14 protein-coding genes and 1 pseudogene are annotated in these 24,360 nt (G+C 66.9%); 4 read left to right on the top strand and 11 right to left on the bottom strand.

The window, feature by feature from the left end:
- Nucleotides 1-243: 243 nt before the first annotated feature.
- The 3 genes from LMQ14_RS08330 (at nt 244) to LMQ14_RS08320 (ending at nt 6,140) form a co-directional block, all read left to right on the top strand.
- Complete coding sequence (locus LMQ14_RS08330; RefSeq protein ID WP_267734289.1) at nt 244-2,043, top strand: N-acyl-D-amino-acid deacylase family protein; 1,800 nt, start codon at nt 244-246, stop codon at nt 2,041-2,043.
- 198 nt (nt 2,044-2,241) lie between these two features.
- Complete coding sequence (locus tag LMQ14_RS08325) at nt 2,242-4,230, top strand: flavin-containing monooxygenase (RefSeq protein WP_267734288.1); 1,989 nt, start codon at nt 2,242-2,244, stop codon at nt 4,228-4,230.
- A 170-nt stretch (nt 4,231-4,400) separates the two neighbouring features.
- Entirely contained in the window at nt 4,401-6,140 is a 1,740-nt protein-coding gene (locus LMQ14_RS08320) for a DUF3556 domain-containing protein (RefSeq protein WP_267734287.1), read from the top strand.
- Nucleotide 6,141: 1 nt separating this feature from the next.
- Here LMQ14_RS08320 and LMQ14_RS08315 read toward each other — a convergent pair whose 3' ends face one another.
- The 5 genes from LMQ14_RS08315 to LMQ14_RS08295 all read right to left on the bottom strand — a co-directional run bounded on the left by LMQ14_RS08315 (nt 6,142) and on the right by LMQ14_RS08295 (nt 10,048).
- The gene (locus tag LMQ14_RS08315) at nt 6,142-6,969 is read right to left on the bottom strand and encodes an ABC transporter permease (RefSeq protein WP_267734286.1); all 828 of its coding nucleotides are present in this window, start codon (nt 6,967-6,969) and stop codon (nt 6,142-6,144) included.
- On the bottom strand, nt 6,966-8,135 hold the full coding sequence (locus LMQ14_RS08310) for an ABC transporter substrate-binding protein (protein ID WP_267734285.1): 1,170 nt from the start codon (nt 8,133-8,135) through the stop codon (nt 6,966-6,968). Before LMQ14_RS08310 ends, LMQ14_RS08315 begins: the two co-directional genes overlap by 4 nt.
- Nucleotides 8,132-8,851 (bottom strand): ABC transporter ATP-binding protein, encoded by a 720-nt coding sequence (locus LMQ14_RS08305; protein ID WP_267734284.1) that lies wholly within the window; start codon nt 8,849-8,851, stop codon nt 8,132-8,134. Before LMQ14_RS08305 ends, LMQ14_RS08310 begins: the two co-directional genes overlap by 4 nt.
- 316 nt (nt 8,852-9,167) lie before the next feature.
- Nucleotides 9,168-9,764: a TetR/AcrR family transcriptional regulator gene (locus LMQ14_RS08300; RefSeq protein WP_267734283.1), complete on the bottom strand. Its 597-nt coding sequence runs from the start codon at nt 9,762-9,764 to the stop codon at nt 9,168-9,170.
- A gap of 56 nt (nt 9,765-9,820) precedes the next feature.
- Complete coding sequence (locus LMQ14_RS08295; protein ID WP_267734282.1) at nt 9,821-10,048, bottom strand: DUF3618 domain-containing protein; 228 nt, start codon at nt 10,046-10,048, stop codon at nt 9,821-9,823.
- 82 nt (nt 10,049-10,130) lie between these two features.
- Between LMQ14_RS08295 and bcp the strand changes: the two genes are divergently transcribed.
- Complete coding sequence (bcp, locus tag LMQ14_RS08290; protein WP_267734281.1) at nt 10,131-10,604, top strand: thioredoxin-dependent thiol peroxidase; 474 nt, start codon at nt 10,131-10,133, stop codon at nt 10,602-10,604.
- Here bcp and LMQ14_RS08285 read toward each other — a convergent pair whose 3' ends face one another.
- The 6 genes and pseudogenes from LMQ14_RS08285 to LMQ14_RS08260 all read right to left on the bottom strand — a co-directional run.
- Entirely contained in the window at nt 10,605-11,981 is a 1,377-nt protein-coding gene (locus LMQ14_RS08285) for a cytochrome P450 (RefSeq protein WP_267734280.1), read from the bottom strand.
- 136 nt (nt 11,982-12,117) lie between these two features.
- Nucleotides 12,118-12,489, bottom strand: a complete 372-nt coding sequence (locus tag LMQ14_RS08280; protein WP_267734279.1) for an MmpS family transport accessory protein — start codon at nt 12,487-12,489, stop codon at nt 12,118-12,120.
- A gap of 145 nt (nt 12,490-12,634) precedes the next feature.
- Nucleotides 12,635-13,960, bottom strand: a complete 1,326-nt coding sequence (locus LMQ14_RS08275) for a dipeptidase (RefSeq protein ID WP_267734278.1) — start codon at nt 13,958-13,960, stop codon at nt 12,635-12,637.
- An 18-nt stretch (nt 13,961-13,978) separates the two neighbouring features.
- The gene (locus tag LMQ14_RS08270) at nt 13,979-14,371 is read right to left on the bottom strand and encodes a holo-ACP synthase (RefSeq protein ID WP_267734277.1); all 393 of its coding nucleotides are present in this window, start codon (nt 14,369-14,371) and stop codon (nt 13,979-13,981) included.
- A 28-nt stretch (nt 14,372-14,399) separates the two neighbouring features.
- Nucleotides 14,400-23,636 carry a type I polyketide synthase gene (locus LMQ14_RS08265; RefSeq protein WP_267734276.1) on the bottom strand — a complete coding sequence of 3,079 codons (9,237 nt, stop codon included), beginning with the start codon at nt 23,634-23,636 and terminating at the stop codon, nt 14,400-14,402.
- 534 nt (nt 23,637-24,170) lie between these two features.
- Nucleotides 24,171-24,347, bottom strand: a pseudogene (locus tag LMQ14_RS08260) (hypothetical protein); the annotation flags it as partial.
- Nucleotides 24,348-24,360 lie beyond the last annotated feature (13 nt).

Genomic DNA, 24,360 nt, shown 5'->3' with positions numbered 1-24,360 from the left:
ATCTGGGCGGCACCGCGGAGCCTCCGTGTCGAGCTCGACCCCCGACGAAGAGTCGCACCGCCAAAATGAGTGATTTCCGCATCCCCAGGCGCGTCGACGGGCTCCGCGAGAACATACACTTTTGACTTTTGTATGGTGTAGATTTTCCCGCCTGTCACCATCCATGTGCGGTAAGAGCGTATGGTCTAGAGAACGCGAGCAGCGCCGCAAGGCGACGGTCGCACCCAACGGCGAGGAACGGATATGTCATACGACACGATCATCCGCAACGGACGGTGGTTTGACGGGACCGGAGCGCCCTCGGCCATCCGCAATATCGGAATTTCGGGCGGGCACGTGACCGCGGTCTCGACCAACGACCTCGACGAAGCCGGTTGCCGCAGCGTCATTGACGCATCCGGGAAGTGGGTTGTCCCGGGGTTCCTCGACATTCACACGCACTACGACATCGAGGTCCTCGAAGGTCCCGGGTTGGCAGAGTCCGTCCGGCACGGCGTGACGACGGTGGCAACGGGATCGTGCTCGATATCAACCATTCACGTCGATGCCGAGGACGCCGGCGACCTCTTCGGCCGAGTCGAGGCGATTCCGCGCGAACACGTGATCAAGTCGATCGGCGCACACAAGACGTGGAGCAGCGGCGAGCAGTACATCACCGCGATCGAGGACCTGCCGCTGGGCCCAAACCTGTGCTCCTTCATCGGACATTCGGACATCCGCACCGTCACCATGGGACTCGACCGCTCCACCGACGACGACATCAAGCCGACCCGCGCCGAAGTGGCCCGCATGGAGCGGATGCTGACCGAGGCGCTGGACGCCGGCTTCATCGGGTTGTCGACCAACCAGCTTCGTTTCGACAAACTCGACGGGCAGACCTGCCGGTCCCGCACCCTGCCGTCGACCTACGCGAAGTGGCGCGAAAACCGTCGGCTCAAGAAATTGGTGCGCGCCCGGGGCCGCATCCTGCAATCGGCTCCCGACATCGCCATGCCGGTGAATCTGGTCTTTCAGGCACTGCAGTCGATAGGGCTGTATCGCAAGCCGCTGAAGACCAGCCTGCTGGCCGCGGCCGACGCCAAGTCGAATCCTGTCGCGTTCTACTTCCTCAAGGGACTGGCCACGGCCGTCAATGCGCTCGGCGCCAACTTCCGCTTCCAGCATCTCCCGGTACCGTTCACCGTCTACGCCGACGGCATCGACTTCGTCATCTTCGAGGAGTTCGGATCGGGACAGGAAGCGATGCACCTGGCGGACTGCCTGGAACGCGACGAGTTGATGCGCGACGAAGCCTACCGGCGACGGTTCCGCAAGGATTACGACCAGAAGTTCGGAATTCGGGTGTGGCACCGCGACTTCTTCGACGCGATGATCACCGATTGCCCGGACTCGTCCGTCATCGGAAAGTCGTTCGGTGAGGTCGGCCTCGATCGCGGCGGCCTGCACCCGGTCGACGCGTTCCTCGACCTGGTCCTCGAGCACGGCACCAAACTCCGCTGGTTCACCACCATCTCCAACCATCGCCCCGAAGTGCTCAAGAAATTCGCCACGGAGCCCTACACCCAGTTGGGGTTCTCGGATGCCGGTGCGCACCTTCGGAATATGGCCTTCTACAACATGGGCCTGCGGCTGCTCAGACACGTGCGGGACGCGGACAATACCGGAACACCTTTCATGTCAATCGAATACGCAATCCACCGCCTCAGCGGCGAGATCGCCGACTGGTACGGACTCGACGCCGGCCACCTGCGCATCGGTGACCGGGCGGATCTGTCGATCATCGATCCCGAGCGCCTCGACGACTCCCTGGATGCGTACGCCGAAGAGCGCGTCGAACAGTATGGCGGGTTGTCCCGCATGGTGAATCGCAACGACGCCACCGTCGTTGCGGTGTTCATCAGTGGCCAGCAGGTCGTCGCAAACGGGGAACCCACCGACATCCTCGGCAAGGTACGCACCGGCAGCTTCCTGCGGGTCGGCCGGCGGTCACCCGCGGTGGACCCGCAGCCGGCGGAACACACGAACAGCTTTGTGCGCCACTGACGTTGGTCTCGCCTCCGTTGCCGTTTTCCGATTGACCACGCACCGCTGCCATTAATGAGTGGTCTCCAGGGCCGCGGTCACAGTCATGTCCCTGTAGTCGACGTATGGGATCGGACCTCCTTCACCTGAGAAGGACGGCCACGATGCTAACCTACGACTAGACATCACTAAAGATCTGTCTAGTCACGCGGAGGAATCGTGTCCCCACCTGCTGTGTCATCCGCATCGACGGACCTCAGCCGACTGCTCGGTCAGCCGTTCGACGACCCCGACGACGTTATCCGGTCGGCCGTCGAGCAAGCCAGTGTTCCGGCGCTGTTGATGTCGATGGTGCACATGACCGGCGACATGGGTCTGCTGGACGAGCTTCCGCGGCCGTTCATGCTCATTGCGATGGATCTGCAGGGCGCGATGAGCGAGCCTGACAAGGAGTTAGTACGCAAGCGCGCCTTCGACGTGATTCGCGACTACCGCGACCGCGGCTGTCCGCCGCCGTTCGTCCCGAATGCCGAGCAGATGCGGGTGATGTTCGAGACGATATCCGCTGGCCAGGTCACCGAGGAGTACATCGACTACGTCGCCGCGGACCTGCGGTTCAGCGATGCCGATCAGTGCGGGCCGATATTGGCGTCGACACCCGAGCAGCGCGCCGACTTCCCCGTCGTCGTCATCGGGTGCGGTGAGGGTGGGCTGTTGGCCGGGATCAAGCTGCAGGCGGCGGGCATACCGTTCACGATCATCGAAAAGCAGTCGGGCGTCGGCGGAACATGGTTGGCCAACCGCTATCCGGGCTGTCGCGTGGACATCGCCAACCAGTACTACGCGTACTCGTTCGAGCCACTTGACCATTGGACGCATTACTTCTCCGAGCAGCCCGAGATCCTGCGGTACCTCAACGAAGTCGCCACCCGCTACAACATCGCCCCCAACGCGCGATTCAACACCGAGGTGACCGGCGCGGACTGGGACGAGGAATCGGCAACCTGGCGGGTGACGATCCGCGGGGCGGACGGCGGCCAGGAAACGCTGACCGCGCGTGCCCTGATCTGCGCGGTCGGCCAGTTCAGCAACTCGGTGATTCCGGACATCAACGGCGCCAAGGACTTCCGCGGGCCGTCTTTCCACACCGCGGATTGGCGCGACGATATCGACCTGACGGGTAAGCGGGTCGCGGTCATCGGGGCCGGCGCCAGCGGATTCCAGCTCGTGCCCGCGATCGCCGACTCGACTCAACATGTCGACGTCTACCAGCGCACGCCGCAGTGGATGGCGCCTAACCCCATCTACCACGACGAGATCCCAGACGGAGCCAGGTGGGCGATCCGCCATCTGCCGTACTACGGACGATGGTCGCGGTTCGTGTCGTGGTGGCCGATCGCCGATGCGCTCGACGAGCAGGTGAAGATCGACCCGGCCTGGGACAACGGCGGACTCTCGTGCAGCGAGTCGAACCACGCGATCCGCGAGATGTTCATCGCGTGGATGCGGGTCTTCTGCGCCGACGAGGAACTCCTGGCGAAGGTGACGCCGAACTATCCCCCGATGGGCAAGCGGACCTTGCAGGACAACGGAACCTGGCTGACCACACTGCAACGCGACGACGTCGTACTGATCACCGACGGCGTCACCGAGATCACGGCCGACGGGGTGAGGACCATCGACGGCGTGCATCGACCCGCCGATGTGCTGGTGTGGGCCACCGGATTCGACGTCAACCACCAACTCGGGCCTATCAATGTCCGCGGTCGCGACGGCGTCGAACTCAACACGGCCTGGGGCGATTCCGCGTACGCCTATCTGGGTGTCACCGTGCCGGGATTCCCGAACTTCTTCTGCATGTTCGGCCCGGGCACCAACGCGGTGAACGGCGCCAGCATCATCTACAACTCGGAGTGCCAGATGCGCTACATCATGGGTTGTATCGACATGGTGCTGGCGGGCGGTTTCGCCTCCGCCATGCCGCGGGCGCAGGTGTGCGATGACTACAACCGCCGCAGCCAGGAACGGCTGAAGGAGATGGTGTACACGCATCCGGCGGTCTCCAGCAGCTACTACAAGAACGCCGCCGGCCACGTGCCCACGTTGTACGGGTTCCGCATCTTCGATTATTGGCGATGGACCAACCGTCCAAACCCTGACGACTACGAGTTGCAATGCGCGGGTGCGTCTCTCAAGCAGCAGGCGTGATGACAGTCGACCGCCCGGCCCGCAATCCCGCCGCTGCGGATTTGTCCGTTCCGGTGGACGGGATACCCCTACGCATTCGTCCTTTTTGCAGGTAATTTCTTCGTCACCACCGATTCGCGCCAGGACCGGCGATTGGCACCCGGTGAACGAGTTGCGTCAGAGGAGCTGCAATGGGGTTCATCCAGCCCAACCTGCCCGTCGTCGACATTGCCGAGTGGAGCAAGCGCACCCGCGCCGAGCGGATCATTCCGATGACGCGCCACATCGCGGAGAACGGCTTCGGCATTCCCCTGGTTATGCATGTGATGTACGGCGTGAAGATCGCGCTCTACATCCTCGGCGGCTGGTTCTTCGGATGGTGCACGACCGGCATCGGCGGCTTCGGTGATGTCACCGCGTGGTGGTCGGAGCCGATCGTGTTTCAGAAGGCCGTGCTGTTCACCATGCTGTTCGAAGTCGTCGGTCTCGGTTGTTGTTTCGGGCCGCTGGCCGGGCGCTACTTCCCGCCGATGGGATCGATCCTGTACTGGCTGCGGCCCGGCACCATCCGGTTGCCACCCTGGCCCGACCGGGTACCGCTGACCAAAGGCGTCGACCGGACGCCGCTCGACACGCTGCTCTACGGCGCGCTGCTGGTGTTGCTCGCGACGGCGCTGGTGTCCGACGGCGCCGGCCCAATTCCGGCTCTGGACACGGTGATTGGCGTGCTACCGCGGTGGCAGACCGTCACGATCCTAGCCGTCCTCGCCGTTATCAGCCTGCGCGACAAGATAATCTTCCTGGCCGCTCGCGCCGAGGTGTACGCGCCGCTGGCGGTGGCGTTCCTGTTCGCCGGGGCCGACATCGTCATCGGGGCCAAACTCGTCTTCATGGTGATCTGGCTGGGCGCAGCGACGTCGAAGCTCAACCGCCACTTCCCCTTTGTGATCTCGACAATGCTGGCCAACAACCCGTTCATCCCCTCGGGCCCGCTCAAGCGGTCGATGTTCAAGCACTATCCCGACGATCTGCGGCCCAGCGGATTAGCGGGTTTCATCGCGCACTTCTCGACGGCGGTGGAGGGCCTGGTGCCACTGGCGCTGCTCTTCTCACACGGCGGCTGGCCGACCACGATCGCCGCGTTCGTGATGATCGTGTTCCACCTGAACATCCTGCTGGCCTTCCCGATGGGCGTGCCGCTGGAGTGGAACGTCTTCATGATCTTCGGTGTGCTGTGGCTGTTCGTGGCGCACGCCCCCGTCGGGCTCTCGGATCTGACCAGCCCCTGGCCCGTGGTGCTGTTCGCGGTCATCACCACGGTCGTGGTGGTGGGAAACCTCTTCCCGCGCAAGGTTTCGTTCCTGCCCGGCATGCGTTATTACGCCGGCAACTGGGACACCACCCTGTGGTGCGTCAAGCCGTCGCTGGACGAGAAGTTCCGCACCGGCTCTCGTGCGCTCGGCCCGATGCAGCACCTGCAGCTCGAGCGGTTGTACGGCAGCAAGGAGGAAACGCTGATCCCGATGCACCTGGCGCTGGCCTTCCGCGGCATGAACACCCACGGCCGCGCGCTGCTCACGCTGGTGCACCGCGCGCTGGCCGGCTACGACGAGGACGACTACAACCTGTGCGAGGGCGAGGTCCTCTGCGCGATGGTGCTCGGCTGGAACTTCGGCGACGGGCACCTGCACAACGAGTGCCTCGTCGAGGCGCTGCAGCAGCGGTGCGGGTTCGAGCCCGGCGACGTGCGGGTGGTGATTCTCGACGCGCAGCCCATCCACAAGCAGCGGCAGGAATATCGACTGGTGGATGCGGCGACCGGCGAATTCGAGCGTGGCTACGTCGATGTCGACGACATGGTCACCGCTCAGCCGTGGGCGGACGACCTGCCGGTGCACGTGCAGCGCAGCGCCGCAACCGACACGGCCTGACTCAGCGGTCGCCGCGCCGCGACGACAGCAGCCGCCGTGCGGCAAGATCCAGCGCGTACCCGATGACACCGATGACCACAATCACCGCGACCACTTGGCCGTAGGCCAGTTGATCGCGCGCGTTGAGGATCTGGTAGCCCAAACCGGAACGCACACCGAGCATTTCGGCCGGCACCAGCACCACCCACGCGATTCCCAGCGCAACCCGTAGGCCGGTCTGCAGGTGGCCACGAATGGCGGGCAGCACCACGACGGTCAGCTGCTCTCTTCGGCTTGCCCCAAACGACTTCGCCACCTGGAGGTAGCCGGGGTCGACGCTGTGCACGCCGGCCGCGGTGTTGATCAGGATCGGCCACACCGCCGCCGCGGCAATCAGGAAAATGACCGGCTCATTGCCGATTCCGAAGATCGCCACCGAGATTGGAGCCCACGACAGCGGCGAGATCATCCGCAGGAATTGGATGACGGGACGGGTGGCGCGATCGGCGGTGTCGCTGAGCCCGACCAGCAGTCCGGCAGGAATCCCGATGACCGCGGCCACCAGCAAGCCGACGAGCAGCCGCCACAGGCTCACCTCGGTGTCGGACAGCAGCACGCCCCGCTTGTACAGCTCGACCAACGACTTGGCCACCTGGCCCGGTGTGGTCTGGTGCAGCAGCGATTGCCCAGATGCGAGCACGGCGGTGACCAGCCACCAGAGCGCAACCGCCGCCCCGATGGCCAGCGCGGGCGGCCACCAGCGCCGCAGCAGTGACCACTTGGGTGCGGACGTCGTCGCCGGTGGGACGGTTTCTCCCGGCGCTGAGGTCTCGATTCCCTGTGCGGTCATAGCGGCTGTACCTCTTCAATTCGGGTCAGGTCGGCAGGAATACCGAAGCTTGCGGCACCGCCATGCGCGTCCAGCGCCGCCCGCACGAAGCTGTCGTGAACCAGTTGCGAGTGAGCGACCGCGGGATCGAGCCGATCCAGGAACCGCCGGTCGCCGTCGACCACGGTGTCGTACATCGCCTCCACCAGCCGACGGGTAAAGCTCGGGAACGGGAATGGCTGATAACCCAACCGCTGCGGCTGCCAATCCGGATGCGCGAGTCGATAGTCCTTCGGGTTGTAGGTGAGTGCGGTCTTGATGGCCGGCAGCGGCTGCGGCAAATACGCACCGGTCGACAGTGCCGCCGCGGCGGCCGAGCGGTTGTCGTTAATACGTTGCTGCGCAAGCACAATCGAGTTGACCAGGGAGCCCGCCGCCTGTGGCCGGTTTTCGATCAGGTCCTCGTGGGCCAGGACCACACAGCAGGCGTGGTCGCGCCACACGTCGCCCAGAAAGGTCTGGATGCGGCCGATCTTGCGCACCTGAGCCATGGCGTTGAACGGATCGGCCACCACATAGCCGCTAATGGAACGGTTGGCCAGCGCGGGCACCATGTCCGACGGGCTCATCACGATCAGCTCGACCGTGCGGGCGCTGCGCGAGGCACTTCGGCGCACCACCGGAACCAGGTCGTGCGCGCGCAGCAGTTCCTGGAGAATGATGTTGTGGATCGACCACCAAAACGGTATCGCCACTTGCGTTCCCGCTAGTTGCCCGATGTCGCTGATGTTCGGGGCGACGGTCAGCGCCGAACCGTTGGTGTGGTTCCAGGCCAAGACCCGGACGGCGCTGCCCAACACGAAGCGAAGCTGGATGGCCATCGGCATCAGCATGTGCACGGCGTCGACCTGACGGGTGACGAACGCTTCGGCCAGCGACGCCCAGCTGCGAAACAGTATCGGCTTGGCCGAGCTGACCACGCCGCGCTCATACAGCCCGGCGGCGTGGGCGATCAGCAGCGGCGCCGCATCGGTGATGGGCAGATAGCCGATGCGAAGCTGTCCGCTGGTATTGGTCCGGTCGATGCTCGCGGCGCGGGCCAGGTCGGCCACCCCGGCCACACCCCCCGCCGCGGCCAGCGCGACACTTCCGGCCAACAGCGACCGGCGCGAGAGCACGCCGGTCATTGGTCGACCAATCGGTAATGGTCGAGGATCTCCTGTCGGAGTTCCTCGCCGGCGCTGGCCCCGGGTTGCCAGTCACGGCGGATCCGGCCGTCGGGGCCGAGCAGCACAATCCGGCTGGCCAATTGCAGAGCCTCGTCGACGTCGTGGGTGACCAGCACGACGGTGATCCCGAGCTCAACGGCGAGACCGGCCAGCCAGGTCCGCAAGTCGCCGCGAATGGCAGGATCCAGAGCGCTGAACGGCTCGTCCAGTAGGAGCAGCCGGGGCCGGGTGGCGACCGCGCGGATGATCGAGACGCGCTGGGCCTGCCCGCCGGACAATTGGTCGGGATATTGGTCCGCCACCCGCTCGAGGTCGAAACGCCGCAGCAGTTCCTGAGCGTATTCGGGTTCGAAGGTCTTCCGGTTCGCCGCGAATCGTCCTGCGAACAGGACGTTTTCCCGGGCATTGAGCCAGGGCATCAGGAGCGGTTGTTGAAATACGACACCCGTGTGCGGTCGGGCCACGCCGTTGCCGGTGGACCACTCGACCGTTCCGGAGGTGAGTTGCTCCAGCCCGGCGATCACCCGCAACAGGGTGGACTTGCCGCTGCCACTGCGTCCGAGGATGGCCAGGAAGTCTCCGTCGTCGATGGTCAGGTCGACGCCGGCGAGCGCGGGTGCGCCGGCACCAAAACTCTTGTGGCCGCTGACTATCCGCACTGTGCCAGTTGCCACGTTGTTGTCCTTTCGGGAAGCCCGGAACGCCTCGCACACCGCAGGGCAGGCACGAGGGCGACGCTGCCACAGACAGACCGCTCTGTCTATGACGCTGATGCTCGGCGTTGGCCAGTGGAATTCATCCGCACGGCCGCGGCGCGTCCACCGCGGCGCGCCAACCGCGCGAGCACTGCTACATGCAGGCCGAAAATCTTTGCAGCGCAATGTGTTCAAGCGCAGATTCGGATGTCAACGGTAGGTCCGGGCCGTCTTCGTGCTGGGGAGACGGTGCACCCCACATAATCGGATCGCGCTGATCTGAATCGATCGGCCGCTATCGGCCGCAGGCGCGACCGATGAACTCGGCCGCCAGCTGCCGTCCGAGTCGGATCGGCTCCACCGATTGGTCCAGCTTGGAGCCGGCGAGCGCACCGTCGTAGAGCAACTGAAGCTGCCGGGCAGTCTCGTCAGGACGCTTGGCGCCGGTCGACGTCATCAGCTCGGTCAGACATGACCGCACCCATTCGCGATGCGCATCGATCGGTTCGAACCGCTCGCCGGGAAACTCCGTCGCGACGTTGGCGTACAGACAACCCGGAAAATTGCATCGAAGCCCATTGGCAATCGCGAGATCGAAGAAGGCCAAAGCCTTTTCGGTGGGATCGGTCAGTGCCGCTGCGGCCATTTCCCACTTGGCCCGATCGGCGTGGTCCAGCTCGGCCAGGTAAGCGGTCACCAAAGCTGCTTTGGAACCGTAGAAATCGTACAGACTCGCCTTCGCGCATCCCGATTCGCGCAGGATCCGTTCGATACCGACCGCGCGAATCCCATGCGCTGCGAAGAGCTTTGTCGCCACCGCAAGCAGGCGATCGGCCGGGGACGCCGGCCGTCGCGCATCCGGTGCGGCGGCCTCCCGGTCGAGGATCTCCATGTGCACCGACGCTAGCAGAGCCCCGTAGACAGAGCTGTCTGTCTGCTCGGTGCGGCTCAGCGGTTCCTGACGCGGCGGACCACTACCAGAACGACGAGAGCACCGACACCCGCCAGCGAGGCGGCGACCGCGGGCTTCGTCACAAACCCGATAACGCGGATTTTGAGGTCGTCGGCGAGGCGGCGCGGGTTAGCGCGCTCGGCCAGCGAGTCGACGGTGGCCGCGAGCTGGTCGCGGGCGGCATCGATCTCCTGCTTGATGGCGTCGGGGTCGCGGTCCACCACGTGTCTGTCCTCCAACTGAGCCTCGTGCACCTGAGGCACTACCCTAGTGCCGACGCTCTGGTGAACCGAAAGGGGAAGCACCTTGACCGAGACCACGCGGCTAGCACCCGGGGACAAAGCGCCCGCCTTCAGCCTTCCCGACGCCGACGGAAACAAGGTGTCGCTGGCCGACTACAAGGGCCGCCAGGTCGTTGTCTACTTCTACCCGGCAGCGTCGACGCCGGGGTGCACCAAACAGGCCTGCGACTTCCGCGACAACCTGACCGAACTCAACGGCGCCGGCATCGACGTCGTCGGCATCTCCCCCGACAAGCCCGAGAAGCTGGCGAAGTTCCGCGACGCCGAGCAGCTGACGTTCCCGCTGCTGTCCGACCCCGACCGCAAGGTGCTCACCGCCTACGGCGCGTACGGCGAGAAGCAGCTGTACGGCAAGACGGTCACCGGCGTCATCCGCTCCACCTTCCTGGTCGACGCGTTGGGCAAGATCGCCGTCGCCCAGTACAACGTGAAGGCCACCGGCCACGTCGCCAAGCTTCGCCGCGACCTAGACGTCTAGTCAGTCGCCGATGACGGCGGCCTCCTTGCACTCGGTGATCGGCCGCGCGATCCCCTGTTCGTCGCAGACCCGCTGCAGCTTCTCCAGCGTCTCGTCGATTCCCGGTCCGAGCCGCTTGCCGGGTGTGAAGGTGGCCGGCAGGTGCTGCATACCCTGGATCACCCCGATGGTCTGGTAGTGCACGGTGCCGTCGGGATCGCAGCGGTAGTCAGGCATCCGGTCGAGCACCGCCGTCAGCATCGACTTGAACACGACCCGCGCGACGTTGGAGCCGATGCAGCGGTGAATGCCGAGCCCAAAGCTGAAGTGCCGGTTGTTCTTACGACTGAGGTCCAGTCGATTCGGATCGGGGAACACCGCGGGGTCGCGGTTGGCCATCGCCCAGGACAGCCACAGGCGCTCGCCCTCCTTGAACTTCGTGCCCGCTATTTCGAGATCGGCGGCGATCGTGCGACCGTCGCCCGGAGCAGGTGTGAAGTAACGCAGGAATTCCTCGGTCGCGGAGTCGAGCAGCGTGTCCGATTCCCGCCTCAGCAATTCGCGCTGCTCGGGGTTTTCGCCCAGCCATTCGAGTGAGTGGGCGGTCAGCGCGGTCGTCGTGTCGAAACCTCCGCCGATGATCAAGCCGAGCATTCCGACCAGTTCGAGGTCGGGGGCGGGCTCGCCGTCGATCCGTAGTCTTGCCATCGCGTCCACCAGGCCCGGGCGCGGGTTATCCCGGATCTCGAGGAGGTGGTTGAACAGGTCCATCCCCATCGCGATCGACTGCTTCATCACTTCTGGGAAGTCGGGGGAATCGGTGGGCGTGTACACGCCGGCGTGGGCCGGTTCGCAGTAAAGCGTCCACTTCTTCAGCGGAACGCCCATCATCGCGAGAGTCAGCACGGCGGGCGTGATGTTGGCGAGATCGTCGACGAAGTCGATCCGTCCGGATTCGATCTTTTCGTCGATGCTCGCCCGCACGATCTCGTCGACAAACGGCACCCAGCGCTTGACCGCGGCCGGCGACAGGTACGGATTCAGCACGCTGCGGTAGGCGCTGTGCTCGGGCTCATCCATCTCGAGCATGCCGCCGCGGATACCGGAGCCCTGCGGCGTGGTGGGAATGGTGATGCCCTTGTAGGCGGGGCGTTGGCCGGTGACGTCGTTGTCGTTGGACACGTGCGGGCATCGAGCGAGCTCGAAGACTTCTCGGCTGCCCGCGGCCACCCAGTGCCCGTCATAGGTGTCGGTCCACGCGACCGGGCACCTGGCGTGCATCTCCTCGGTGATCGCCGTGAACCGCTCGCGGTACTCCGGGGTGTGGCGATCAAAGTGGTAACGGTTGATCTTGCCGGCTTCATCGGCTGTGCCGGTCAGGGTGTCTTCCGTGCTCACGGTGGCGTCTCCTGCGGACGAATGGCTGCGCTGCCTACATTGAGCAGTATGCGACGAGACTGTCCGTCTACAAAGGCAATCTGGGGTCGAGTTTGACGCTAGGACATCGGTACCCGGCGCTAGGTCCTCGACGCGATCAGGGGTTACCCATTGTCGAGCACTGGACCATGTTGTCTTCGCCGGCTCCGGTCTTGGACTGGGTGTCCTTGACCGTTCCGTTGACGCTGACCGTGCACGTCGTCTTCTGGCCAGTGGGATTCGCGGTCACGACCAGCAACGACGTCGGACTGGCGTCCTTGTTGGTAAACGACAGGGACCACGGAACCGGCTGGTTGGTCACCCTCTGCAGGACGCCCGTTGCGTCGTAGTACGACACCACCGCCAGCGGGGCATCCGAAGTCACGGTGTACACGACCGCATCGCCGACGGCGGCCACCGAGGCCGGCGCGGTGATCAGGGCAGCTCCCACTGCTAGCGCGGCGGCTGCAGCAAACTGTGTCCTACCCATCGGCGCTCCTTTGTTGCCCCCGCTGACTGGTACTCTGCGCTCTTTCACGCATATCAGCAAGTCTTAAGAGCAAATTACCTCACGGGCGGAATATAAGCGGACCTTAGTCCGGTCAGCCATGGTATGACAGCAACCTGCTGTCCGGTTAGGCCAGGTTCGCCAGCAGTAGCGCCTCGGCGATCGCCGCGCGTTCCAGCACGCCCAGATGCAGGCTCTCGTTGATGCTGTGGGCTTGGGTGGCGGGGTCTTCCACTCCGGTGACGAGGATCTTCGCCTGCGGGAACGCGTCGGCGAACTCGGCGATGAACGGGATCGATCCGCCCATGCCCATATCGATCGCGTCGGTGCCCCACGCCTGCCGAAACGCCGCTCGCGCCGCGTCGTAGACGCTGCCGCTGGCATCGATGGCGTAAGGCTCCCCGATATCGCCGTGGGTGACGCTGACTTGCGCACCCCACGGCGTATGCCGCCGCAGGTGAGCGGTCAGCGCGTCCAGGTGCGCCGCGGAATCGCCACCGGGCGCGACCCGCATGCTGATCTTGGCGCGGGCCCGCGGGATCAACGTGTTCGACGCTTTCTCGATCGGTGTGGTGTCGATGCCGATCACGGTGATCGCGGGTTTGGCCCACAGTCGCTGCGGGGCCGAACCCGTGCCGATCTCCGACACCCCGTCCAGCAGCCCGGAGTCGGCACGCACCCGCTCGGGCGGGTAATCCACGGCGGCGGCGGTACTTTCGTGCAGACCGGCCACCGCCACGTTTCCATCGTCGTCGTGCAGGCTGGCCAGCAGCCGCACCAGCACGCTCAGCGCGTCGGGCACCACGCCGCCCCAAATGCCGGAGTGCAACCCGTGGTCGAGTGTGGCGACCTCGACGACGCAGTCGACCAGTCCGCGCAGGGTTACCGTCAGCGCCGGGATTTCGGTGCTCCAGTTGTCCGAGTCGGCGATGACGATCACGTCGGCGGCCAGCGCGTCACGGTGGGCGGCCAGCAGCCGGCCCAGGGACGGCGACCCGGATTCTTCTTCCCCCTCGACGAAGACCGTGACACCCACCGGCGGTTGGCCGTCGTGTGCCCGGAATGCGGCCAAATGCGTTGCGATACCGGCCTTGTCGTCGGCGCTGCCACGCCCGTACAACCGTCCGTTGCGCTCGGTCGGCTCGAACGGAGGCGATGCCCACTGATCGCGGTCACCCTCGGGCTGCACGTCGTGATGCGCGTACAGCAGCACGGTCGGCGCGCCGGCGGGTGCGGGATGCTGCGCGATGACCGCCGGGGCGCCACCCTCGCTGACGATGCGCACATCGCCAAAACCAGCCTGTGACAACAGATCCGCTACTGCCTGCGCACTGCGGTGCACCTCGTCGCGGCGGGCGGGGTCGGCCCACACCGATTCGATCCGCACCAGGTCCTCAAGATCGCGGCGCACCGACGGCAAGACGTCGCGGACGCGCTCAACCAGATCGCTCATGTCCTCGAGGCTAGGCCCTCACTGCGTTTCGAGGATCGCGACCGCGGCCGCGGTGTCCCCTTCATGAGTCAGCGAGACATGGATCGTCACGTCGGCCAGATGCTTGGCGATGTCCCCGGTCAACCGCACCCGCGGTCGCCCCCACATGTCGGTGACGACTTCGATGTCGCGGTGGATGTCCTCACGCAGGATCGGCCGCTGGGAGAACCGCGACCCGGACCAGGCCTTGATCACGGCTTCCTTCGCGGCCCACCGCGCGGCCAGGTGACGTGCCGCCGACGAACTCTTGTCGGAGGCGTCACGACGCTCACCCGGCGTAAACGTTTCGGAGAACACCGTTCCCGGTTGGTCAACCTGGTCGGCGAAATCCGGAATGGAGACGAGATCGATCCCCACACCGACAATGCCCATGGCTGGCCAGGTTAACCGATCACCAAAGTCAGCCGACGTAGGCCTCGTCATCGCCCAGTCGCGCGACCGGATTCAGCAGCATGGCGGCCTCCTGCCGCTTCTCCGGGGCGCTGTGGTCGAAGCGACGGTCCGGTGGCCGCTGGTACATCGGCTCACCACCGGCGATGGCGGACACCAGCCGGCGCTGACCGGCCAGCAGGCGTGCGTCCGCGCGCCGCTGGTAGTCGTCCCGCTGCTCGGGGTCCAGCGTTGCGATGAACGCCTGCGGGTGCACCAGCGCGACCAGCCCGGACACGTGACCGAACCCGAGGCTGGTCAGCATCCCGGCCTTGAGCGGGAACTTCCCGCCGAGCCGCAGGGTGTCACGCACCCAGACGAAGTGGGCCGAACCGGATAGCTCGTCGTCGACGCAATCCAGGCTGCGGTTGGGCGGGATCACGCCGTCGCGCAGCATCTGGCACAGCCCCATCATCTGGAAGACCGCCGCGCCGCCCTTGGCGTGCCCGGTGAGGCTCTTCTGCGACACGATGAACAGCGGAGCACCCTCGGACCGGCCCAGCGAGTCGGCCAGCCGCTCGTGCAGCTCGGTCTCGTTGGGATCGTTGGCAAGGGTCGACGTGTCGTGCTTGGAGATCACCGCGATGTCGTCGGCTCCGACGCCCAGCTTGGCCAGTTCGCGTGCCAGCGGCGACTCCTTGCCGCCGCGACCCGCGCCCAGCGCGCCCAGGCCGGGGGCCGGGATCGAGGTGTGCACGCCGTCGCCGTACGACTGCGCGAAGCCCACCACCGCGAGCACCGGCAGGCCCATCTTGAGCGCCAGGTCACCGCGCGCCAGCAGGATGGTGCCACCGCCCTGGGCTTCGACGAAGCCGAGCCGCCGGCGGTCGTTGGGCCGGGAGAACTTCGAGTCGTCAATGCCCCGGTCCCGCATCATCTCGGTGCTGGCGGTGGCCGCCATGTCACCGAAGCCGATGATGCCTTCCAGCGTCAGGTCGTCGATGCCGCCGGCCACCACCATTTCGGCCTTGCCCAGCCGGATCTTGTCCACGCCCTCCTCGACCGACACCGCGGCCGTCGCGCAGGCGGCGACCGGGTGAATCATCGAGCCGTAGCTGCCGATGTAGGACTGAACCACGTGCGCGGCAACGATGTTCGGCAGAACTTCCTGGAAGATGTCGTTCGGCTTGTTACGGCCCAACAGGTTTCCGTGGTACATCGTCTGCATCGAGCTGCCGCCACCCATGCCGGTGCCCATGGTGTTGGCCACCAGGCTCGGGTGCACGTAGCGCATCACTTCGGCGGGGCTGAACCCGGCGGACAGGAATGCGTCCACGGTCGCGACGATGTTCCACACCGCAAGGCGGTCAATGGAACTGGCCATGTCCGGGCTGATGCCCCACACCGTCGGGTCGAACCCGGTCGGGACCTGGCCGCCGACGACGCGCGACAGCTTGTTCTTCCGCGGCACCCGGATCTCGGTGCCCGCCTTGCGGATCACCTGCCAGTCACTCGACTCCGGCACCGGCCGGATCACCGTGTGCTCGGGGTCGAACTCGGCGAAGGCGCGGGCGTCGGCCTCCGAGGAGACGACGAACGCGAAGTCCTTCTCCAGGAACACCGACACCAGCAGCGGCGACGCGTGATCGGGGTCGATCGAGCCGTCGTCGACGAACTCCCGGATGCCGCAGCGCTCGACGACGATGTCGTGGTAGCGCTCGACCAGCTCGGCCTCGTCGATCAGATCACCGGATTGCGTGTCGTACCAACCCGGTTGGGGGTCGTCCTCCCAGCGAATCAGCCCGGTGGTCCACGCCAGTTCGAGGACGCCGGCGGCCGACAGCTCGCTGTCCACCTCCATCTCGAAGCGGGTGCGCGACGACCCGTACGGGCCGAGTTCGGCGCCGCCGACGATCACCACGAGATCGGCCGGGTCCAGGTCGAGGTCGGCCCATTCCGGCGGCGGTGCCGGGGTGTACCCGCGCGGCGGGGACGGCAGCGCGGCAACGGTTCCCGGGTTACCCCGGCCGCTCTCGTCGTCCGCCTCTTCGCTTGCGGCAGTGGCCTGCTCGCGTGCCTTGGCGGCCAGCTCGGCCATGTCGAGCTCGATGTCGCCCAGACCGCCGGTCAGGTCCGCCTTGATCGGCTCGCTGGCCGCGGCGACCTTCGACTCCACATCGCACAGGGCCAGCAGCATCGCGGCCATCTCGTCGGTGGAGTAGGTGGTGACACCGGCCTCCTCGACGGCGGTGACGATGGCGTCGTTGTGACCCATCAGCCCGGTGCCACGGGTCCAGCCAATCAGCGCATGCGCCAAGCTGACTCGCGCGGCCCACGAGGATTCGGCGTGCCAGCGGCTCACCAGAGCGTCCAGCGCGGACTTGGCCTCGCCGTAGGCGCCGTCACCGCCGAACATTCCGCGGTTGGGCGAGCCCGGCAGCACCACATGCAACCGCGACGCGATGTCGCGCTCGGCGCCGATCTTCGACAGGCCGCCGATCAGCCGCTGCACCGCCCACAGCAGAACCTTCATCTCCATCTCGGAGCGCGAACCGGCCTCCGACAGGTCGCCGGCCACCCGCGGTGCCGCGAACGGGAATAGCAGTGTCGGGGTCTGCGCGTCCTTGATGTGAATCGACTGTGGCCCAAGGCTTTCACTCTGCTCGGCACCGACCCATTCGACCAGGGCGTCGATGTCGGAGTAGGAGGCCATGTTGGCCGCGACCACCCACAGCGTCGCACCGAACCGAGCGTGGTCGCGGTACAGCGTGCGGTAGAACGCCAGCCGCTCCTCGTCCAGCTTGGACGTCGTCGCGATGACGGTGGCACCGCCGTCGAGCAGTCGGGCCACGACGGACGCGGCGATCGAACCCTTCGAAGCACCGGTGACGACCGCGACTTCGCTGTGGTAGGGACCGGGGTCCGGGTTCTCGGCGCCCGCGGCGATGCGGCCGAACAGCGAGGCGTGGATCTGACGGCCCGCCGCCAGCGCCCTGCCCTGCCACCAGGTGGCCTGGGTGGCGACGACGTGGCCGGCGCCCTCGAATCGCTCCGACAGGCTCACCCACTGGGCGTCGATGTCGCCCTCGTCGGTCAGCCACAACTTGACCAGGTCCTCGCGGGCGCTGGCCCAGCGGTCGTCGAACACGACGGCCTTCTTGGCCTCGAACGCCGGCGCCACCAAACGTGGCCATTCCGAACCTAATTCGGCGGTAACCAAGTCGATGAGCTCGGCGTCGGTGGCCACCGGCGCGGCGCTGACCGAGTCGTCCAGACCCAGCTGGCCCAGCACCAGGCGGGCCGCCGAAGCGAGTACGCCGTCACGGCCGGTGATCTGATCGGTGAACTCGGACAGTGCAGCGGCGTCGATCGTCGCTCCGCCGCCACCGCCCGCCGAGGGCAGCGCCACCGAAACACCTTGGCGTGCAGCGACCGAGGCGACCGCGGCGTCGATGGCCTTGTCGACGGCAGCGGCGTCTGCCAGCGCACCCTCATGCAGGTGCCCCATGGCACCGCCGCGCACGCTGGTGCCCTCGCGGGTTCCCAGCGCGACCTCGACGACGACGTGCTTGGCCCAGCCCTCGCCGAGCTCCCAGGTCTTGGTGACCCGCTCGATGATGGCGGCCGGCCGCCTGCCGGACGGCCCGAGAACCGTGCGCAGCTGGTCGTTGATCGCGTCGGAAAGCACTGGGCCGTAAGGCTTGTAGGTGCGTGCCAGCTTGGTCACCTGCGCCCGCAACCCGGCCAGGTCGGCCTCGGCGGCACCGTCGATGGCGCCCAGGTTCAATTCCGAACCCAGGTCGACCAGCAGCTGGTTACGCCGCGACGACGCACCGTCGGTGATGGACTCGATGGAGTCCAGCTGCTCGATCTGGTCGATGCGCATCTTCGCCGACAGCGCGATCAGCGCCAAAGTCGCATCGGCCGCGTCGAACCCGATGTCATCGGGCCGTGGCGCGCCCGAGGGCGCGGTCGGCGCGGGTGCCGGAGCGGGCGCGGCGCCTTCGGGAGTTGCCGCGGCTTCCGGTGCGGCCGACTCAGCGGCCTCGTCGGCCTCCGGCTCGGGATCGGTGTCATTGGCGAACAGCACCGCCGCGTCGCGCTCGGCGTTGAGCACTTCGACTGTGCTGTGCGCATATTCGGACAGCTTGAGGGTGTTGGTGGCCAGTCCGGCGACGGTCGGCGCGGACTTCACGCCGATCTCGACGAACCGCTCCACACCCAGGCCACCGGCGGCCTCCTCGATGAAGAGCAGGTCTTGAGTTTCGATCCAGCGCACCGGGCTGGCGAACTGCCACGCCAACAGCTCGATGAAGACCGTGCGGGCCATCTCGCCCGGCCGCTCGGCAAGCCAGGTGTCGTAGTCGGCCAGGATCGGGTCGAGCGGTTCGGCCGGCACCAAATCCCGGATCTCCTGGATGAAGTCGCGATCCAACGTGAACGGACGCGGCACCAGGTTGGGGATGTAGCGCCCGATCACCAGCTCGGGATCCGCATCGCGCGGCATGACCCGCTCCAGCGAGCGGCGGAAGTCGGCAACCCCGACCCGCAACACCCGGGAGTGGAACGGCACGTCGATGCCCGGCACCAGGATGAACGACCGCTTGCCACCGCTGATCTCGCGGCGTCGCTCCACTTCCTCCTCGAGAGCCTCGAGACCGCGGACCGTACCGGCGATCGCGTACTGCGAGCCGCGCAGGTTGAAGTTCACGATCTCCAGGAATTCCCCGGTGCGCTCGGCGATTTCGGCGACGAAGTCGGTGACCTCGTCGTCGGGCAGATCGATCTGCGAGGGACGGATCGCGGCTAACCGGTAGTTGGAGCGGCCCATCTCGTCGCGCGGCACGATGTCGTGCATGTTCGACCCACGGTGGAACACGGTCTCTAGCAAAGCTTCCAGCTGGTAGACGCCCAGCACGCAGGCCAGCGCGGTGTATTCACCGACCGAATGCCCGCAAGCGATGGCACCTTCGACGAAGGCGCCCTGCTCGCGCATCTCGGCGACCTGTGCGGCCGCCACGGTCGCCATCGCGACCTGGGTGAACTGCGTCAGGTACAGCACACCGTCGGGGTGGTGGTAGTGCACACCGCTGGCGATCAGGCTGGTCGGGTTGTCGCGCACCACGTGCAGCACCGAGAAACCCAGGGTGTCACGGGTGAACTTGTCCGCGTCGTCCCACACCTTGCGGGCGGCCTTGGACCGGGCCCGGACCTCCATGCCCATGCCCTTGTGCTGGATGCCCTGACCGGGGAAGGCGTAGACCGTCTTCGGCGCGGCCAGTCGCGCGGTCGCCGACATCACCAAGTCGGTGCCGACCTTGGCGGTGACTTCCAAAACCTCTGCGCCCTGGTCGATTCCGACGCGGTCGACCCGGAAGTCGACCTCGTCGCCCGGACGCACCATGCCCAGGAATCGCGCGGTCCAGCCGATCAGGCGAGCCGGCGGGCGGGCCTGGCCGTCGGTCGCGGTCACCGTGTGCTGGGCGGCGGCCGACAGCCACATGCCGTGCACGATGGGCGATTCCAGGCCGGCCAGCAGTGCGGCGGCCCGGTCGGTGTGGATCGGGTTGTGGTCTCCGGACACGACGGCGAACGGCCGCATGTCGACCGGTGCGGTCATGGTGACGTCGCGGCGGCGCCGGCGCGGAGTGTCGGTGGTGTTTTCGGACACCGCGCCGCCGGCCCGGGACGGGTCGGTGAGTTCGCCGGAACCGGTCCGCCCGAGGATCGCGAATCGCTCCTCGAGGGTGGCGATCGTCGCGCCGTCGGGGCCGGCCACCGTCACCGCGACCGGGACGACCCGGCCCATGTCGGTGTCGATCGCCGCCGAAGCCGTTGCGGTAACGGTCAATTGGGCCGGCTGCGCGGGCAGCTTGCCGACCACGTGGGCGGCGTGGTCCAGGTGCACCAGGCTCAGCAAGCCCTCGACGACCGGGACGCCGGCCTCGGTGACCGCGGAGCCGATGGTGGAGAAGACCGCGGGCCAGCACAGACCGACCAACGCGTCGGGCACCGTGGTGAGGCTGGGCGCCAGGCGCTCGCCGAAGGTGGCCGTGACGCCGGTGTGGTCGGCTACCCGCTCGGGGTCCCAGTCCACCGTCACGGTGGCCGTCCCGTCGGTCACCGGCGGGAGGAATTCCGGTCCGTCGACACCGGCGGCGATCGCCAGGACCGCGCGCATCGCGGCGGTGGCGTCGTCGGTGGAGACCACCGGCGTGCCGCCGTCAATGGTGTTGGCGTGCAACGTGAATGGGATGTCAATCCAGACCCCGGATACCGGGACGCTGAGCACGACCTGCTCGTTGCCGGCACCGCCGTCGGACTTGACCTGCAGGCGAGCTCCGGTGGACGAGTGCGTGGCGCGCTGACCTTCGTGGACCAGCCAGTCGGCCGGGTCGGCGATGCGATGCACCGGGTTGGTGGCGGTGCGCCCGGCCCACCGCACATCGGGGGCGTCGAGCACGACGGCCAGCGGCCCGGTCACATCCGGGCGGCCCAGCCGGCGCGACCGGACGGCTTTCGCTTCGCCACCGGCGCGCAGCACGTCGTCGATGGCGGCCTGCTCGAAGCGGTCGAGCAGTTCACCGACGGGCTCGTCGACCCGGGTGATGCCGGCGACCGCCGCGGTGCCGGGGATGATGCACACCTGGTCGGCGTCGTAGCGGGCGTCGTGCGCCTGCCACAGCGAGTCGCTGCGCCACCAGCGCCGCACGTCCTTGTCGATGACCGGCACGAAGTTGACCGGCTTGCCCAGCGTCTTGCACAGCGTGACGAAGAACGGCACATCCGCCGGGTGCAACACGACGGTTTCGGCGTCGGCGTAGCGGCCAACGAGCGTGGCGATGGCCTGTTGGGGGCTTTCCAGCAGCGCGTCGTCGTCGAACAGCGTTTCGATCGGACCGTGGTCCTGGGCGTGCAGCCGGGCCTCGGCGCGCTGCAGCATCTGCTGGAAGCGGTCGCGCCAGGTGTCGGCCAGCCACGGGCTGCCGGGCGAGGCGGTGTCCGCGGTCGAGTTGCCCGCACCGATGGCGAGCTCGACGTAGCGCTGCAACCACTGCAGGTAGGTCATTTCGCGGACATCGCCGAAGTACGGCTTGGCGGTGCCGGCCATCGCGGCGATGATCTCGTCGCGGCGCTCGGCAACGGCGTCGGCGTCACCGGCGACCTCGTCGAGCAGCCGGCCGCAGCGTGAGGCGGAGTTGTCGATCTCGTGGATGTCGGCACCGAGCTGGCTGCGGCTGGAAGCCATGCCGCCCTGGGCTTTTCCGGCGCCGATCCACTGATCGGTGCCGTTGGTCTCGACCAGCATCTGCTTGACCGACGGCGACGTGGTGGATTCCAGCGTGGCCATCGCGGCGGTGCCGACCAGGATGCCGTCGATCGGCATCGACGGGAAGCCGTAGGACTCCGACCAACGGCCGGACAGGTACTCGGCGGCCCGCTCGGGCGTGCCGATACCGCCACCGACGCAGACGGTGATGTTGGAGCGTGAGCGCAGCTCCGAGTAGGTCGCCAGCAGCAGGTCATCGAGGTCTTCCCACGAGTGGTGACCGCCGGCGCGCCCACCCTCGATGTGCACGATCACCGATTTGGTGGGCGCCTCGGTCGCGATGCGGATGACCGAACGGATCTGCTCGATGGTGCCGGGCTTGAACACGACGTGGCTGATGCCGACGTCGTTGAGCTCGTCGATCAGCTCGACGGCTTCCTCGAGGTCCGGGATGCCGGCGCTGATCACCAGGCCGTCGATCGCGGCGCCGGCTTGGCGGGCCTTCTGTACCAGGCGCTTGCCGCCGACCTGCAGCTTCCACAGGTAGGGGTCGAGGAACAGGGTGTTGAACTGGTAGGTGCGGCCCGGCTCGAGCAATCCGGACAGCTCCTCGATGCGGGCACCGAAGATTTCCTCGGTGACCTGCCCGCCACCGGCCAGCTCGGCCCAGTGTCCGGCGTTGGCCGCGGCGGCGACGATCTTCGCGTCGACCGTGGTCGGGGTCATGCCCGCGAGCAGGATCGGCGAGCGCCCGGTCAGCCGGGTGAACTTCGTCGAGAGCTTGACGCGGCCGTCGGGCAGGGTCACGACGGTCGGCGCGTAGCTCGACCAGGGCCGTGCCACCTCGGGGGTGGCCCCGACGGTGAAGAGGTTGCGCTGGCCGCCGCGGGTCGCGGCGGGCACGATGCCGACGCCGAGGCCGCGGATCACCGGTGCGGTGAGGCGGGTCAGGATGTCGCCGGGACCCAGGTCGAGAATCCAGCGCGCGCCGGCGTTGTGCACGCCGGTGATCTCTTCCACCCAGTCGACACCGCTAACCAGGATGGCGTCGGTCAGGCGCCGGGCCAGCTCCACGTCCAGGCCGACCTTTTCGGCCCAGGCGCCGACGATGTCGATGCCGTCGGCCAGCCGCGGGGTGTGGAAGCCCACCTCGACCCGCACCGGGTCGAAGACCGGCGCGAAGACGTCGCCGCCGCGGAGCTTGTTCTTGCGGTCGGCCTCTTCTTTCTCGGAGATCTGCTGGCAGTACAGCTCGAAGCGGGAGAGTTGCTCCGGGGTGCCGGTGATGACGACCGAACGCCGGCCGTTGCGGATGGACAGCACCGGGGGCAGCACGGTGCGAACGTCCTGGGAGAACTCGTCGAGCAGCGCGACGATGCGCTCGGGATCGGCGTTGGTGACCGACACCATCGGCGGGCGGTCACCGAGCACGGAGATGCCGCGCCGACGGGCCACCAGCGTCCCGGCCGCACCGATCAGCTGGGCCAGGGCCAGCAGCTCGACGTCGCGCGCGCCCTCGGCCTTGAACGCCTCGACGGCCAGCACGCCCTGCGAGTGGCCGGCGACGGCGACCGGCGGGGTCGCGGTCCAGTCCATGCCCTGTCGCGCCAGGGCACGGACGGCGGCGATCTGGGTGAGCAGCACGCCGGGCATCGACACCGCGGCCGACGTCAGGTGCTTGTCCGCGGGCGTCGGGTCCTCGGCCGCCAGGGCGCGCACCCACCGCAGCGGCTCGAAGCCGATCGGGCGCACCACGACCAGCGCTTTGGCCACCGGTTCGAGCAGCAGCTCCGCTTCGCCGACCAGCGTGGCGATATCGGTCTCGATGCCCGCCGAGGACACCAGCTCTTCAAGGGTCTCCAACCAGGCGCTGCCCTGACCGCCGAATGCGACGGCGTACGGCTCGCCGGCCGTGAGACGGTCGACCAGAGCATGGGTGCTGTGCGGGCCATTCCCGTCGCGGTCAGCGGACACCCGGTCGTGCTCGTGGATCGTCACCTTGTATATCTCCCTGTATGCGTCTTCACGTATCGGTTCGTTCGGCCTGCGCAGAGCCCCGGCGAGCGGGGTCCCGGCTGGCGGTGGGTCGATTCCGCTTTGAATCGCAGCCCTAATAGCGGCTGACCGTTGTGTTGTCGGCGGGCCACTCGTGTGGACCAAGCGGCGCGGCGGACTGCATCGGCTGTACTAAGAGTGTCATAAGGATTCGGGTCGTTTTTCTGCGCAGATCGGTTACTGGTGAGTTCTACGCACGGGTAACCGTGTTGTGGGTAACACCCGGATTAACCGGCCTTCCGGGTATCCAGAACAAACGTCCTGCATGCAGGTGGTTACGGTCGAGTAGCTATAACTGCGCTGTTCAAGGCGGCATTGTTATCAAATCGTTATGTTAAGAATTTGTAGTGCGCGCCGCCCCTCGCGCCGCGGCGACTGAGCCGTCTCGCGCTCGCCGCCGTCCGCGCGGCGCGACAAACAGCGAACAAGTGTTTGCTGGAGTCGGCTTGCGCAACCCCGGCCGGATGAGCTGTCGGGTCAGAGTTCTTTGCGGCGGTGCGCGGTTGCCAGGCCCGGATTGGCCGCCGGATGGGCGTATCCCTTGGGCGAGCGCCACTCGTGAGGCCAAAAACACGAGCCCAGGCCGTCGTGCAGCGCCGAGCCGATCGTCTTCGAATTGCCGTAAACGTCCGTCCGCTGGTGCCCGATCACCGACGCACGGATGATG

Origin of the sequence: Mycobacterium sp. Aquia_213, assembly GCF_026625985.1 — a bacterium.
GTDB lineage: Bacteria > Actinomycetota > Actinomycetes > Mycobacteriales > Mycobacteriaceae > Mycobacterium.
The sequence above is the reverse complement of the archived record's forward strand: the minus strand, read 5'-3'. Positions and strand labels throughout refer to the sequence as shown.

Excerpts from the sequence above, each read along its gene's own strand:
- LMQ14_RS08330 (WP_267734289.1), top strand. The coding sequence starts at position 244 with ATGTCATACGACACGATCATCCGCAACGGACGGTGGTTTGACGGGACC.
- LMQ14_RS08320 (WP_267734287.1), top strand. The coding sequence starts at position 4,401 with ATGGGGTTCATCCAGCCCAACCTGCCCGTCGTCGACATTGCCGAGTGG.
- LMQ14_RS08315 (WP_267734286.1), bottom strand. The coding sequence starts at position 6,969 with ATGACCGCACAGGGAATCGAGACCTCAGCGCCGGGAGAAACCGTCCCA.
- LMQ14_RS08310 (WP_267734285.1), bottom strand. The coding sequence starts at position 8,135 with ATGACCGGCGTGCTCTCGCGCCGGTCGCTGTTGGCCGGAAGTGTCGCG.
- LMQ14_RS08300 (WP_267734283.1), bottom strand. The coding sequence starts at position 9,764 with ATGGAGATCCTCGACCGGGAGGCCGCCGCACCGGATGCGCGACGGCCG.
- LMQ14_RS08280 (WP_267734279.1), bottom strand. The coding sequence starts at position 12,489 with ATGGGTAGGACACAGTTTGCTGCAGCCGCCGCGCTAGCAGTGGGAGCT.
- LMQ14_RS08275 (WP_267734278.1), bottom strand. The coding sequence starts at position 13,960 with ATGAGCGATCTGGTTGAGCGCGTCCGCGACGTCTTGCCGTCGGTGCGC.
- LMQ14_RS08270 (WP_267734277.1), bottom strand. The coding sequence starts at position 14,371 with ATGGGCATTGTCGGTGTGGGGATCGATCTCGTCTCCATTCCGGATTTC.